12 protein-coding genes and 1 riboswitch are annotated in these 13,885 nt (G+C 50.2%); of the genes, 10 read left to right on the top strand and 2 right to left on the bottom strand.

All coding sequences use genetic code 11. The features are described from left to right. Nucleotides 1-382 precede the first annotated feature (382 nt). On the top strand, nt 383-718 hold the full coding sequence (locus H3L97_RS01465) for a hypothetical protein (protein ID WP_097114607.1): 336 nt from the start codon (nt 383-385) through the stop codon (nt 716-718). 123 nt (nt 719-841) lie between these two features. Further along, the gene (mutM, locus tag H3L97_RS01470) at nt 842-1,660 is read left to right on the top strand and encodes a bifunctional DNA-formamidopyrimidine glycosylase/DNA-(apurinic or apyrimidinic site) lyase (RefSeq protein WP_097114608.1); all 819 of its coding nucleotides are present in this window, start codon (nt 842-844) and stop codon (nt 1,658-1,660) included. A gap of 141 nt (nt 1,661-1,801) precedes the next feature. Here the strand turns inward: mutM and argJ are convergent, their stop codons facing one another. Further along, nucleotides 1,802-3,019 (bottom strand): bifunctional glutamate N-acetyltransferase/amino-acid acetyltransferase ArgJ, encoded by a 1,218-nt coding sequence (gene argJ / locus H3L97_RS01475; RefSeq protein ID WP_097114609.1) that lies wholly within the window; start codon nt 3,017-3,019, stop codon nt 1,802-1,804. Here argJ and H3L97_RS01480 point away from each other — a divergent pair. Beyond that, nucleotides 3,018-3,167 (top strand): hypothetical protein, encoded by a 150-nt coding sequence (locus H3L97_RS01480; protein WP_179655853.1) that lies wholly within the window; start codon nt 3,018-3,020, stop codon nt 3,165-3,167. The genes argJ and H3L97_RS01480 overlap by 2 nt on opposite strands. 50 nt (nt 3,168-3,217) lie before the next feature. Continuing rightward, entirely contained in the window at nt 3,218-4,648 is a 1,431-nt protein-coding gene (gene lpdA / locus H3L97_RS01485) for a dihydrolipoyl dehydrogenase (protein WP_097114610.1), read from the top strand. A 10-nt stretch (nt 4,649-4,658) separates the two neighbouring features. Here the strand turns inward: lpdA and H3L97_RS11990 are convergent, their stop codons facing one another. Continuing rightward, nucleotides 4,659-4,793, bottom strand: coding sequence for a hypothetical protein (locus tag H3L97_RS11990; protein ID WP_257011006.1), 135 nt, complete (start codon nt 4,791-4,793; stop codon nt 4,659-4,661). A 206-nt stretch (nt 4,794-4,999) separates the two neighbouring features. Then, nucleotides 5,000-5,104: riboswitch (glycine riboswitch) on the top strand. Between the two features lie 58 nt (nt 5,105-5,162). Here H3L97_RS11990 and gcvT point away from each other — a divergent pair. The 6 genes from gcvT (at nt 5,163) to gcvP (ending at nt 13,564) form a co-directional block, all read left to right on the top strand. After that, nucleotides 5,163-6,260: a glycine cleavage system aminomethyltransferase GcvT gene (gene gcvT, locus H3L97_RS01490; RefSeq protein WP_097114611.1), complete on the top strand. Its 1,098-nt coding sequence runs from the start codon at nt 5,163-5,165 to the stop codon at nt 6,258-6,260. Between the two features lie 171 nt (nt 6,261-6,431). After that, nucleotides 6,432-6,815, top strand: a complete 384-nt coding sequence (gene gcvH / locus H3L97_RS01495) for a glycine cleavage system protein GcvH (RefSeq protein ID WP_097114612.1) — start codon at nt 6,432-6,434, stop codon at nt 6,813-6,815. Between the two features lie 76 nt (nt 6,816-6,891). Continuing rightward, on the top strand, nt 6,892-7,521 hold the full coding sequence (locus H3L97_RS01500; protein WP_097114613.1) for an arylesterase: 630 nt from the start codon (nt 6,892-6,894) through the stop codon (nt 7,519-7,521). Beyond that, entirely contained in the window at nt 7,518-8,684 is a 1,167-nt protein-coding gene (locus H3L97_RS01505; RefSeq protein ID WP_097114614.1) for an MFS transporter, read from the top strand. Before H3L97_RS01500 ends, H3L97_RS01505 begins: the two co-directional genes overlap by 4 nt. A gap of 126 nt (nt 8,685-8,810) precedes the next feature. After that, on the top strand, nt 8,811-10,445 hold the full coding sequence (locus H3L97_RS01510) for a Yip1 family protein (protein WP_097114615.1): 1,635 nt from the start codon (nt 8,811-8,813) through the stop codon (nt 10,443-10,445). A 257-nt stretch (nt 10,446-10,702) separates the two neighbouring features. Further along, nucleotides 10,703-13,564 (top strand): aminomethyl-transferring glycine dehydrogenase, encoded by a 2,862-nt coding sequence (gene gcvP, locus H3L97_RS01515; RefSeq protein WP_097114616.1) that lies wholly within the window; start codon nt 10,703-10,705, stop codon nt 13,562-13,564. Nucleotides 13,565-13,885 lie beyond the last annotated feature (321 nt).

Genomic DNA, 13,885 nt, shown 5'->3' on the forward strand with positions numbered 1-13,885 from the left:
CCTCTCCCTGTGGGAGAGGGCTGGGGAGAGGGGATGCTGCTCAACAAGCCCTCTCTCCAACGCTTTCCCATAGGGAGAGAGGGCAGGTTTGTTGGCAAATTGACAGTGACTTATCCCGAGTTCACGTTATTGATAAAAATAAAAATTTCTGCAATTCTAAACAGGGCAGATATGAAATCTGCCCCTACAAACCGAGTTTTGCAAAAGTTTCAATCTAAAAGTTTTGCCTGAAAAAAATCCCACAAAATCAACAAACCCATGCTTGCATGTTACGCTATATCAAAACAAAAATACTTTAAAATCAACAAATTACTTGCAATAAAAGGGGCGATTTTGTACAATGCCCACATTGACATTCACACACCCATTTTGGAGAACAACCATGACCTGCAAAACCCACGAACATCACGACCACCAACACGGCGCAAATTGCGGACACACCGCCATCAAACACGGCGACCACATTGACTATTTGCATGACGGTCATTTGCACCACGAACACAACGGTCATTACGATGAACACGCTTTGGACGTAAACGAAACCAACCCTGCCGAATGCAATGCCGCCCACCATTGTGGCGACCACGTTCACGGCGAAGGCTGCGGACACGAAGCCGTACCCCATGGCGACCACATTGATTACATTGTAAACGGTCGCTTGCACCACCAACACGGCGACCATTGCGATGACCACGGCCCTGTGGAAATTGTGAAATAATCATTCAAAAACAAGGCGCGGATTGCACAAATGGCATATCCGCCCTTTTTCATAAATGGCGTTCAGGCTGCCTGAACGCCACATTCTGCTAAAATCACGCTTTTCATTTCTCAAAAAAACATCATGCCCGAACTCCCAGAAGTTGAAACCACCCTGCGCGGCATTGCGCCCCACATTCAAGGCAAAAAAATTACCCAAACCCTTGTTCGTCAAGCCAAATTGCGCTGGCAAATGCCGCCCGATTTGGCAGAAATTTTACAAGGGCAAACTGTGCGCGAATGCACGCGCCGCGCCAAATATATTTTAATTCAAATGGATACGGGTGTATTGATGATACATCTGGGCATGTCGGGCAGCCTGCGGATTTGGCGCGACAATGCGCCCGAGCCGTCCAAACACGACCATGTGGACTTTGTTTTTGAAGATGGCACGCTGTTGCGCTACCACGACCCGCGCCGTTTTGGGGCGATTTTGTGGCTGGCTGGTGTGGCGCAACATCATGATTTATTGAAAAATTTGGGCGTTGAGCCGCTTTCCGATGCGTTTACGCCGCAATATTTATTCAACAAAATCAAAGACAAAAATCGCGCCATCAAATTGATGATGATGGACAACGCGATTGTGGTGGGCGTGGGCAATATTTACGCCAATGAAAGCCTGTTTCAGGCAGCTTTGTTGCCCAATCGCCCTGCCAAATCGTTGAATTTAAATGATTGTGCAAACTTGGTTGCCGCCATCAAACAAATCCTGCAACGCGCCATTGAAACAGGCGGCAGCACCCTGCGCGATTTTGTGGACAGCGAAGGCAAAAGCGGCTATTTCCAACAAGAATACAAGGTGTACGGTCGGGCGGGTTCAGGCTGCCTGAAATGCGGCGCGTTGATTGAAAAATCGGTTTTGGGACAACGCGGTACGTTTTATTGCCCAAATTGTCAAACGTGATTTCAGGCTGCCTTTCACGACCCTACAAAAAAGTTTTTTGCCTTCGGCGACTTACTTTTTAAAAAAGTAAGCCAAATACATTAACGCTGAACGGTTTCGTTTTAAACAAACATTTCAGGCAGCCTGAAACCCACATCATGACTAACTGCGATAATCGGCGTTAATCGCCACATATTCTTTGGTCAAATCACAGGTGTACACGGTGGCGTTTTCGCTGCCTGAATTTAAATTCACGCGCACGGTGATTTCGGCTTCATTCATCACGCGCTGACCTTGCTCTTCGGTGTAGCTGGCGGCGCGTGTGCCGTTTTGTGCCACCAACACATCGCCCAAATAAACGTCCACTTTATCAATGTTCAACTGCGCTTTGGCATAGCCGATTGCCGCCAAAATGCGCCCTAAATTGGGGTCGCTGGCTGAAAAGGCGGTTTTCACAAGTGGCGAATGGGCAATGGCATAGGCAATGTTACGCGCATCATCGCGGCTGGCGGCTTGATTGACTTGAATGGTGATGAATTTGCTTGCGCCTTCGCCATCACGCACAATGGCTTGTGCCAATTCCAATGCCACTTCGGTGAGCAAATCGCGCAACTGGGCATAGCGAGGGTCGGCAATGTTGTCAATTTCATTTTGTTGGCAGCGACCTGTTGCCACAATCACGAAACTGTCGTTGGTGCTGGTGTCGCCATCTACGGTGATGTTGTTGAACGATGCGTCTGCCACTTCTTCGGTTAAGCGTTGCAAAATGGGCTGTGAAACTTTCGCATCGGTGGCGATGAAACCCAGCATGGTCGCCATATTTGGACAAATCATGCCTGCACCTTTGGCAATGCCTGTGGCGTGAACAAAATGATTGTTGCCAATCAAACCGCTTTTGCTGGCGGATTTGGCAACGGTGTCGGTGGTCATGATGGCGTGGGCGGCATTTGCCCAATCGCTCGGTTTCATTTTGGGCAAGGCTGCCTGAATTTGGTCAATCGGCAAAGGTTCCAAAATCACGCCCGTGGAAAAGGGCAACACTTGGCTGGGTTTGCAACCCACTTGCGCGGCGGCGGCGGCACACATCAACATGGCGTGTTCGCGCCCTTGGCTGCCTGTGCCAGCGTTGGCATTGCCCGTGTTGATGATGAGTGCGCGCACGCCATCGGCATCATACAAATGCTTTTTGGCAATGTGCACAGGCGCAGCACAAAATTGATTTTGCGTGAAAACCGCCCCCACTTGGCAATCGGCATTGAACACCATTAAGGTCAAATCATTGTGATTGGGCTTTTTAATGCCCGCTTGGGCAAGGTAAATTTGCACACCGTCAATGGGAATGAGTTGCTCGGGGGTTTTGGCGACAAGATTCACAGCCATGATGATGGTTCCTTTTCAAAAGTTCACAAAAAACGTGGACGATTGTACCTGCAAGCCAACAGGCACGGCAATTTTTTTCAGGCAGCCTGAAAACCCCAACAATGTTTTCAGGCAGCCTTTTTTCTTTGAGCGCAATGTATTAAAATAGAATATGTAGTCCCTTGTTATTCCATTTTCACACAGATAAGGAAAATCAATATGTCTCAATTTGACGTAGTGGTCATTGGTGCAGGTCCAGGTGGTTATGTGGCAGCAATTCGCGCCGCGCAACTGGGTTTCAAAACCGCGTGTATTGACGCAGGCGTAAACAAAGCAGGCAACGCCCCCGCATTGGGCGGCACCTGCCTGAATGTGGGTTGCATTCCGTCCAAAGCCCTGTTGCAATCATCAGAGCATTTTCACGCGGCGCAACACGATTTTGCCGAACACGGCATCAGCGTAAGCGGCGTACAATTTGACGCAGCCAAAATGATTGAACGCAAAGACGCGATTGTTACCAAATTAACAGGAGGCATCAAATTCCTGTTTCAAAAAAACAAAGTGGAAAGTTTTTTTGGATACGGCTCGTTCAAAGGCAAAAATGGCGATTTGTGGCAAATTGACATCAATTCCGCCGAAGGCGTTCAAACCATTGAAACCAAACACGTTATTGTGGCAACAGGCTCTGTGCCACGCCCCCTGCCCTTGGTGCAAATTGACAATGTGAACGTGTTGGACAACGAAGGCGCATTGAATTTAACCCAAATGCCAGCCAAATTGGGCGTAATCGGCTCTGGCGTGATTGGTTTGGAAATGGGTTCGGTGTGGAAACGCGTTGGCGCAGACGTAACCATTTTGGAAGCCGCCCCCACATTCATGGCAGCCGCCGACCAGCAAATCGCCAAAGAAGCCTTCAAATACTTTACCAAAGAACAAGGCTTGAACATTGAATTGGGCGTGAAAATTCAAGAAATCAACAATGTGTCCAACGGCGTAACCGTAACCTACGAAGTCAATGGCGAAACACGCACCGATTTGTACGACAAACTGATTATTGCCATCGGTCGCATTCCCAACACCAAAGGTTTGCAGCCTGAAAACGTGGGCTTGGCGGTGGACGAACGCGGCTTTGTGGTTGTGAACGAAAATTGCCAAACCAACTTGCCCAATGTGTGGGCGATTGGCGATGTGGTACGCGGCCCCATGCTCGCGCACAAAGCCAGCGATGAAGGCGTGGCGGTTGCCGAACGCATTGCAGGTCAAAAACCCCATTTGGATTTCAACACCATTCCTTGGGTGATTTACACCGACCCCGAAATCGCATGGGTGGGCAAAACCGAAGAGCAACTCAAAGCCGAAGGCATTGAATACAAAAAAGGCACATCAGGCTTTGGGGCAAACGGTCGCGCATTGGGCTTGGGCAAAGCCAAAGGCACAGTGAAGGTGCTGGCTTGCGCCAAAACCGACCGCATTTTGGGCGTACACATGATTGGTCCAATGGTCAGCGAGTTGGTTGCCGAAGCGGTTGCCGCCATGGAATTTAAAGCCAGCAGCGAAGACATTGCGCGTATTGTTCACGCACACCCCACTTTGTCGGAAGTGTTGCACGAAGCGGCTTTGGCGGCAGACAAACGTGCTTTGCATGGCTAAAATGTGATTTTCAGGCAGCCTGCACAAAACGCGCTGCCTGAAAAGACGCAAACGTGGCGTATCGCCGCCACACCCACTCTGGATTTGCTGCACCCCACGCGGTGCGCCACAATCCCAAAGAGTGGGTGTGGCGGCGATACGCCACGTTTGCACCTCAAATATGCCCGCGCTTGGCGTTGCGCTTTGTCAAGATTTTGTCAAGATAACTTGCCCTTGTGTAAACTTTCTGTAATAATCGTCCGCGCATTGGCAGGAGAGTTGGCTTGCGGTCTGCTTGAATTTTCAGACTGCCTGAACCACACCGAAGGCGCAAAAACCCTAAAATCGCTCAGGTAAATGGACTGCCCGTGTTCACACAAATCTGGAGAGCAACGCAATGGCGCGTTCACCGAAGGGGCAAAGTTTTCAGGCTGCCTGAAAACGAAAATCTCAGGTAAAACGGACAGATGGGGTCGTGTAGGTGCGTTTTGCGCTTACGCTGCACTTTTTTCGTTTCTGCATTTTGGAGAATTTCATGTCTGCCCCCAAAACCACCCCCTTTCATCAAGCCCACAAAGACGCTGGCGGCAAATTGGTTGATTTCGCTGGCTGGGAATTGCCTGTTAATTACGGCTCTCAAATTCAAGAACACGAAGCCGTGCGTACCGATGCGGGCATGTTTGACGTGTCGCATATGCTCATTTCTGACATCACGGGCGAACAAGCCAAAGCGTGGTTGCAAAAATTATTGGCAAACGATGTGGCAAAATTGTCGTTTGTCGGCAAAGCCTTATACACCGCCATGCTCAACGACAACGGTGGGGTCATTGATGATTTAATCGTGTATCGCGCCAATGAGGCGGAAACGGCTTATCGCATTGTTTCTAATGCTGCCACGCGCGAAAAGGATATGGCGCAATTTACCAAAATTGGTGCAGCATTTGGCATTGAAATCAAGCCTCGCCATGATTTGTGCATGCTCGCGGTGCAAGGTCCCAAGGCGATTGATAAATTGTTGCAACTGAAACCCGAATGGGCGGAGCAAGTTCGTGCGTTGAAACCGTTTCAGGGCGTGGATTTGGGCGATAATTGGTTTGTGGCGCGTACGGGCTACACGGGCGAAGACGGTGTGGAAGTGATGTTGCCTGAAAATCACGCCAATGAATTTTTCAAACAATTACAATCGGTTGGTGTGCAACCTTGCGGCTTGGGTGCGCGTGATACTTTGCGTATGGAAGCAGGCATGAATTTGTATGGACACGACATGGACGATGACACCAGCCCCTTGCAAGCTGGCATGGGCTGGACGGTGGATTTGAAAGATGAAAGCCGCGATTTTGTGGGCAAAGCACCGCTTGTTGCGTTGAAAAATCAAGGTGTTGATGTGAAACAAGTGGGCTTGTTGCTGGAAACACGCGGTGTGTTGCGCGAAGGCATGGAAGTGGTTACGCCACATGGCACTGGTGTGATTACCAGTGGCACATTCTCGCCCAGCTTGAAACAGTCTATTGCGATTGCGCGTGTGCCTGTTGCCACCGAAAATTCGGCGCAGGTGGACATTCGCGGCACTTTAACCGATGTGCGCGTGTTGAAATTGCCTTTTGTTCGCAATGGGCAAAAGCAGTTTGATTGATTTGGTTTCAGGCTGCCTGAAAAATCTTGGGTAATCGCGTGTAGGGTGCATCTTGATGCACCGTTGTATTGATGAATTTGGTGCAACAAGTTGCACCCTACACATACCGTGTTTCAGGCTGCCTGAAAACCCCTTTTCCCTTTATTTTAAAACCTTTATGGAGAACACACCATGAGCAATATCCCAGCCGATTTGAAATACGTTGCCAGCCACGAATGGTTGCGCCCTGAATCTGACGGCACCGTTACCGTAGGCATTACCCACCACGCGCAAGAATTGTTGGGCGACATTGTGTTTGTAGAATTGCCCGAAATTGGCGCAAACTTGGCAGCAGACGACCAAGCGGGTGTGGTGGAATCGGTCAAAGCCGCTTCTGACGTGTACGCGCCCATTGCTGGCGAAGTGGTAGCCATTAACGAAGATTTGGTCAATGCCCCTGAAACCGCCAATTCCGACCCTTATGGCGCGGCATGGTTTTTCAAAATCAAACCTGCCAATCCTGCCGATTTGGACGGCTTGTTGAACGCAGAACAATACGCTGCTGAAATCGGTTAATTGGTTTTCAGGCTGCCTGAAACATCGTGCTTGAACACGGTTTCAGGCAGCCTATTTTTCAAAATCAACCACCATAATGTTAAACAGACGACAATTTTTATGCCACATCGGTGCATTGACCCTTTTAGCCGCCTGCGGTGGCAACAGCAAAAAATACGCCAAATTGGGTTCAGGCAGCACGGTTTTGGCTTTGGGCGATTCGCTCACAGCAGGCTATGGCGCAAGCAAAGGCGCGGACTATCCCAATCAACTGGCACAAATCACGGGCTGGAATGTGGTCAATGGCGGCATTTCGGGCGACACCTGCGAACAAGCCTTGTCGCGTTTGCCCAATTTGATGGCGCAACACAATCCCAAATTGGTGCTGGTGAGCATTGGCGGCAACGATTTTTTGCGTAAGCTGCCTGAAAGCACAACACGCAACAACATCACACAAATCATCAAGCACATTCAGGCAGCCAAAGTGCCTGTGGTGTTGGTGGCGATTCCTTATTTCACGGCAGGCGCGTTGATTGGCATGGTCAGCGAACATGAATTGTATGACGATTTGGCAAAACAGCACCAAATCCCCCTACTCAAAGGCGTGTGGGCTGATGTGTTGGGCGACAAATCCATGAAATCCGACCAAATTCACGGCAACGATGCAGGTTATCGTTATTTTGCCGAAAAAATGGCAGACTTTTTGAAAAAACAAGGTTTGAGATGAATCCACGCCTATCCCCTGCCCTGTTATTGACGATTGGTTTAATCAGCATTACGGCTTTTGTGCAAGTGTATTCGGTGCAAGCGATTTTGCCCGTGCTGATGGGCGATTTGCGCGCCAGCGAAGTTCAAGCAGGCTGGGCGGTGGGCGCGACCATTTTGAGCATTGCGCTGTTGTCGCCTTTTATCGGTTTGCTGTCGGACGCTTGGGGGCGCAAACGTTTAATTGCCAGTGCTTTGTTTTTATTGGCAATACCCACTTTGGCTTTGGCATGGGTCAATCAAATTGAAACGATGATTGCCTTGCGTTTTTTGCAAGGTTTGGCGGTGCCTGCCTGTACGGTGGTGTTGATTGCCTATATTGGCGAAGAATTTTCAGGCAGCCAAATGGCAAAATTGATGTCGTGGTATGTGTCAGGCACGGTGTTGGGGGGATTTTTGGGGCGATTTGTGGTGGGGCATGTGGACGCATGGTTGAGTTGGCGATGGGGATTTGCCCTATTGGCAGGATTGTGCGTATTGAGCGGCGCGTGTGTGTGGCGATATTTGCCCGAATCGCGCCATTTTGTTGCCAACACCCACATTCAGGCAGGCTTAAACACCCTACGCAGTCATTTGCACAACAAACGTTTATTGGCAGCGTGTGTGTTGGGGGCGTGTGTGTTGTTTTCGCTGGTGGGTTGTTTTACTTATGTGAATTTGCATTTGGCAGCCGAACCGTATCGGCTCAACAGTGGGCAACTTGCCAATATTTTTACCGTTTATTTAATCGGCATGGTGATTACGCCCTTGTCGGCGCGTTTGATTGCGCGTTTGGGCAACCGCCACACCATTGTTTTGGCGATGAGTCTTTCCGCATTGGGCGTGATAGGCAGCCTGCAATCGCCGCTTTGGGCGATTATGGTGGCGTTGATTTTGATGTCATCGGGGGTGTTTGTAACCCAATCTGCCACCATCAGCTACATTGCCAGCCGCATTCAAACAGGGCGTTCATTGGCAACGGGTTTGTATTATATGGCATATTATGGCGGTGGCACGGTGGGCGCGTGGTTGTGCGGCTGGGCGTATCAATACGGCTCGTGGCAGGCTGTGGTGGCAACCCTGTTGGGCATACAATTATTAGGCATGGCAACGGCATGGTGGGGCATGGCGGAATCAAGGTCTTAACAGGTATAATCGCACCACCGAATCATGCGGTTTCAGACAGCCTTTACCCCACAAAAATAAAATATTGCCCACAATCGTTGAAATACTGCCATCTGCTCCCTCTCCTTTGGGAGAGGGAACAGGTAAGTGGTAAGCAAAAATTTGTCGCGCAGTAACAAGCAGCCTGAAACCCAATCCCCATTCCATAAAATACAAAAACACCGTTTTGAAAATATGAACACACACAACAATTCCAGCAACATCAGCCCCAAAAATCGCCCCCACAAACGCACCGTTCGCAATGACGACCCCCAACTTGCCCACCAAGATTGGCTCAAACTGCTGCTCATCGGCTTAACCTTGGGCAGTTTTGGTGCCGCCATGGTGTTGCCCTTTCAAGACGGCGTATTGGGCTGGTATGCCATCATCACATGGTTGGGACACCCCAGCGTGGTGGGTTTTTGGTTTTTTCCAGTGGCAACCTTGTGGTTTATGCGCGTGTTCAGCACCCTACATCGCACCAAATTGCCCATACTCAAAGCCTTATTGGCATTTGTTTTGATGATAATTGCCTTGATTGCCCTACGCGGCAGCGATTTTCACAGCAACATTGGCGTGGGCGTGTTTTTTTGGTTGGTATCGGGCTATTTGCTGTTTGCCACCACAATCCGAATGCGCTACCCCGAAGGCGGCTTAAAATTTGCCAGCGCAGGCATTGTATTGAGTTTGGCTTGCGTGATTTGGGCGCAACACGCCAATTCACACCGCAAAATCCACGCCGTGTGGCACACCGCCGATGCCATTGTCGGCAGCAGCGATGACGATGGACAAAATTCCGAATGGGGCGCGGTGCAACCCCCAGCAAATGGCAGTGGCACCCCCACCAAAGGCAACCAACACGCCACCATTGCCCAGCCCTTGCTGAATATCCCCTTTACCCAAAGCAGCCAAATTGCCGTCAAACGCGATTTTGACTTGCACAACCCTTGGGCGCAACCCAATGCCAGCGTCAGTTGCGAAACCGCGCTCAAACGCAATTATCCCGTGCTGTTGCCGCCGCGTTTTTTGGAAGACAAATACGAGTGGCTCAATTTTCATCATGGCGACCACATTTGCAATAATTTGATGTATGTCGGCACACCCAATGGGCGCACGGCAGATTTTAACTACACCATCAAACAAGACCAACGCAGCAACATCTATTTGATTTTAAGCGATAAAAAAGAACAGGTTTTGTTCAACGAAACCTTCCCCATGAGCCGTGAAGACAATGGTTTGAGCAACAAAGACTACATTCAAAAATTAAACAGCGTGTTTGTGCGCTTGGTTGATGACAACACCATTCCCATGCTGGACAATGAATACACCCTAACCAAAGCCCCCACGCCCACCGAACCCGATATTTTAAACAAAGGCTGTGAAATGAAATCGCTCAATCGCCCCAATTTGTATCAATGGGGAACGGGGCGCGTGGATTTTCGCGGTCAATCGGTTGAAAAGATTAACACTTTCTGCTCCAAAACCCACGTTGCCATGACACACTTGTCGCATGACGACACCCAAGCTGGCGATGTGTTTGAAAATGTGCTGCACGTTAAACTGTTCCGCAGCAAAGATTTGCGCCCCGTAGAATGCGGCGCGGTGGGCATTGCGTTGAGCAAACAACAAGCCGTGCAAATTTTTACAGGCGAATTGAAAGTGGAACAACTGCATTTTACCCCCGAAAACGGTACAGGCTGCCTGAAAGCAGGCGTGAAATTGAGCGATGGCAGCAGTTTGTAACGCATTTTGATGTTGAATTTTGTTTCAGGCAGCCTGAAAGAAAGCACACGACAATCCCAGATGGTGCCACCCATCTACCCCCTCCCCCTATGCAAGGGGGAGGGCTGGGGTGGGGGTTAGAAACCCAACGTGCACCCCCACCCTAACCCTCCCCCGCAAGCAGGGGAGGGAACAGATTTCAGGTAGCCCAAAGATTTTTGTCGTGTACCTTTCAGGCAGCCTGAAACCCCCTACCCCGTCCCAACAAAGGAAAAATCATGAATTTCAACGATTTATTCAATCACAGCGAATTTGCTTCGCGCCACATCAGCTTTGGCGACCAAGCCGCATTATTGGCGGAATTGGGCGAAGAAAGCATGGACAGTTTCATCAACAACACCGTGCCACAAAGCGTGCGCATGCCCCAAACCGAATTGGGCTTGCCCGATGGCATGACCGAAGCCGATGCCTTGGCAAAACTGAAACACATCGCACAAAAAAACCAAATCTTCAAATCTTACATTGGCTTGGGCTACTACCCCACCCGTTTGCCCAATGTGATTTTGCGCAATGTGTTGGAAAACCCATCTTGGTACACCGCCTACACGCCCTATCAAGCCGAAATCGCGCAAGGTCGCTTGCAAGCCCTGCTCAATTTCCAACAAATGTGCATTGATTTGAGCGGACACGAATTGGCTGGCGCGTCATTGTTGGACGAAGCCACCGCCGCCGCCGAAGCCATGGCAATGGCAAAACGCGTGAGCAAATCCAAATCCAATCAATTTTTTGTGGACGAACGCATTTATCCACAAACTTTGGACGTGATTCAAACCCGTGCCGAATATTTTGGCTTTGAAATTGTGGTGGGCGATTTTCAGGCAGCCGCGCAAGGCGAATATTTTGGCGCGATTTTCCAATACGTTGGCAAAGATGGCGATGTTGTTGATTTAACAGACATTATCGCTGCCGTGAAAGCCAAAGGTGCGGTTGTGGCAGTGGCTGCCGATGTGATGAGCTTGGTGTTGTTGAAATCGCCAGCCAGCATGGGCGCAGACATGGCTTTGGGCAACACGCAACGTTTTGGCGTACCCATGGGCTTTGGGGGTCCCCACGCCGCCTATTTCACGTTTAAAGATGCCGACAAACGCTCTGCACCAGGTCGCATTATTGGCGTGTCGCAAGACGCATCGGGCAAACCCGCTTTGCGTATGGCTTTGCAAACGCGCGAACAACACATTCGCCGCGAAAAAGCCAATTCCAATATTTGTACATCGCAAGTTTTGTTGGCAAACTTGGCGGGCATGTATGCCGTGTATCATGGCGAAACAGGCGTCAAACGCATTGCCAACCGCATTCACGCCTTGGCGAGCGCGTTTGCCAATGCGCTGGAACAGCATTCAGGCAGCCTGAAAATCGTCCACAAGGTGTTTTTTGATACCGTTGCGGTGGATTGCGGCAATGCCGACACCGCCCAACACATCTACCAAAACGCCCTGCAAAATGGCTACAACATTCGCCGCGCCAGCGACACCGTTTTAACCGTTGCCTTCCACGAAGAAAGCAGTTTGGAAGATTTGGGCGTGTTGTACATGGCGTTTACAGGCGAAACCAGCGTCAGCGTTCCAGCCGAAGCCCCCAGCCGCCTGCCTGAAACCCTGTTGCGCCAAGACCGCATTTTGCAACACCCCGTGTTCCAAAAATACCATACCGAACACGAAATGTTGCGCTATTTGAAAAAACTGGAAGACCGCGATTTGGCAATGAACCGCAGCATGATTTCATTGGGTTCTTGCACCATGAAATTGAATGCGACCGCCGAAATGCTGCCTGTAACATGGGCAGAATTTGCCCACATTCACCCCTTTGCGCCCAGCGAACAAACGCAAGGCTATTTGGAAATGATTGGGCAATTACAAGACCAATTAAAAGCCATCACAGGTTTTGACGCGATTGCCATTCAACCCAATTCAGGCGCACAAGGCGAATACACAGGCTTGTTGGCGATTCGCCGTTTCCACAAAGCCAACGGTCAGCCCAACCGCGATGTGTGTTTGATTCCCAAATCCGCGCACGGCACCAATCCCGCCACCGCACAAATGTTGGGCATGAAAGTCGTGGCGGTGGACACAGACGAATTGGGCAACGTCAATATTGCCGATTTACGCGCCAAAGCCGAACAACATCGCGAAAACTTGGGCGCATTGATGATTACTTATCCGTCCACGCATGGTGTGTATGAAGAAGGCATTCGCGAAATTTGCCAAATCATTCACGACAATGGCGGTCAAGTGTACATGGACGGTGCCAACATGAACGCACAAGTGGGCATCATGCAGCCAGCCGAAGTGGGCGCAGACGTGTTGCACATGAATTTGCACAAAACTTTCTGTATCCCACACGGTGGCGGTGGGCCGGGCATGGGTCCTATCGGCTTGAAAGCGCATTTAGCCCCCTTTGCGCCCAACCATGTTGTGAATCCTGTTGTGGGTGCAAGCGCAGGCATGAGCGCGGTATCTGCCGCACCTTATGGTTCAGCCAGCATTTTGCCGATTACTTGGACATACATCACCATGATGGGCAAACGCGGTTTGCGTCAAGCCACCGAATTTGCCTTGCTCAACGCCAACTACATGGCAAAAAAATTGGCAGAAGACTACCCCATTTTGTACACAGGCAAAAACGGTCGCGTGGCACACGAGTGCATTGTGGACTTGCGCCCCTTAAAAGCCGAAAGCGGCATCACCGAAGTGGACATCGCCAAACGTTTGATGGACTATGGTTTCCACGCGCCCACCATGTCTTTCCCCGTGGCAGGCACTTTGATGATTGAGCCAACCGAGTCCGAAAGCAAAGCCGAACTTGACCGCTTTATCGCCGCCATGAAACAAATCAAACAAGAAGCCCTGAAAGTCCAAAATGGCGAATGGGCAAAAGACGATAACCCATTGGTCAATGCCCCCCACACCGCCGAAGAAATCGCTGGCGAATGGCAACACGCATACAGCCGCGAAACGGCCGTGTACCCATTGGCATACATTCGTGAACACAAATTCTTCCCCAGCGTGAAGCGCGTGGACGATGTGTTTGGCGACCGCAATTTGGTGTGTTCTTGCCCACCAATGAGCGAGTATGAAGACTAATCACGTGGTGTGATTTTCAGGCAGCCTTTCAGTACACGACAATTTTGGACGTTGCCATCCATCTAACCCCCTCCCCCTATGCAAGGGGGAGGGCTGGGGTGGGGGTTAGAAACGCAACGTGCCACCCCCACCCTAACCCTCCCCCGCCAGACGAGGGAGGGAACAGATTTCAGGCAACCCAAAAGTTTTTGTCGTGTACTGAAAGGCAGCCTGAAACCTTTACACAACGTTAAATGGTAGGTCGGATTCTTGAATGTGGCATCTTTTCAGATTGGATAAAAATTTGTTTTCATTTGAAAAATGTCGCATACAAGTATCCGA

This window comes from Alysiella filiformis (genome assembly GCF_014054525.1).
In the GTDB taxonomy this organism is placed as follows: Bacteria; Pseudomonadota; Gammaproteobacteria; order Burkholderiales; family Neisseriaceae; genus Simonsiella; species Simonsiella filiformis.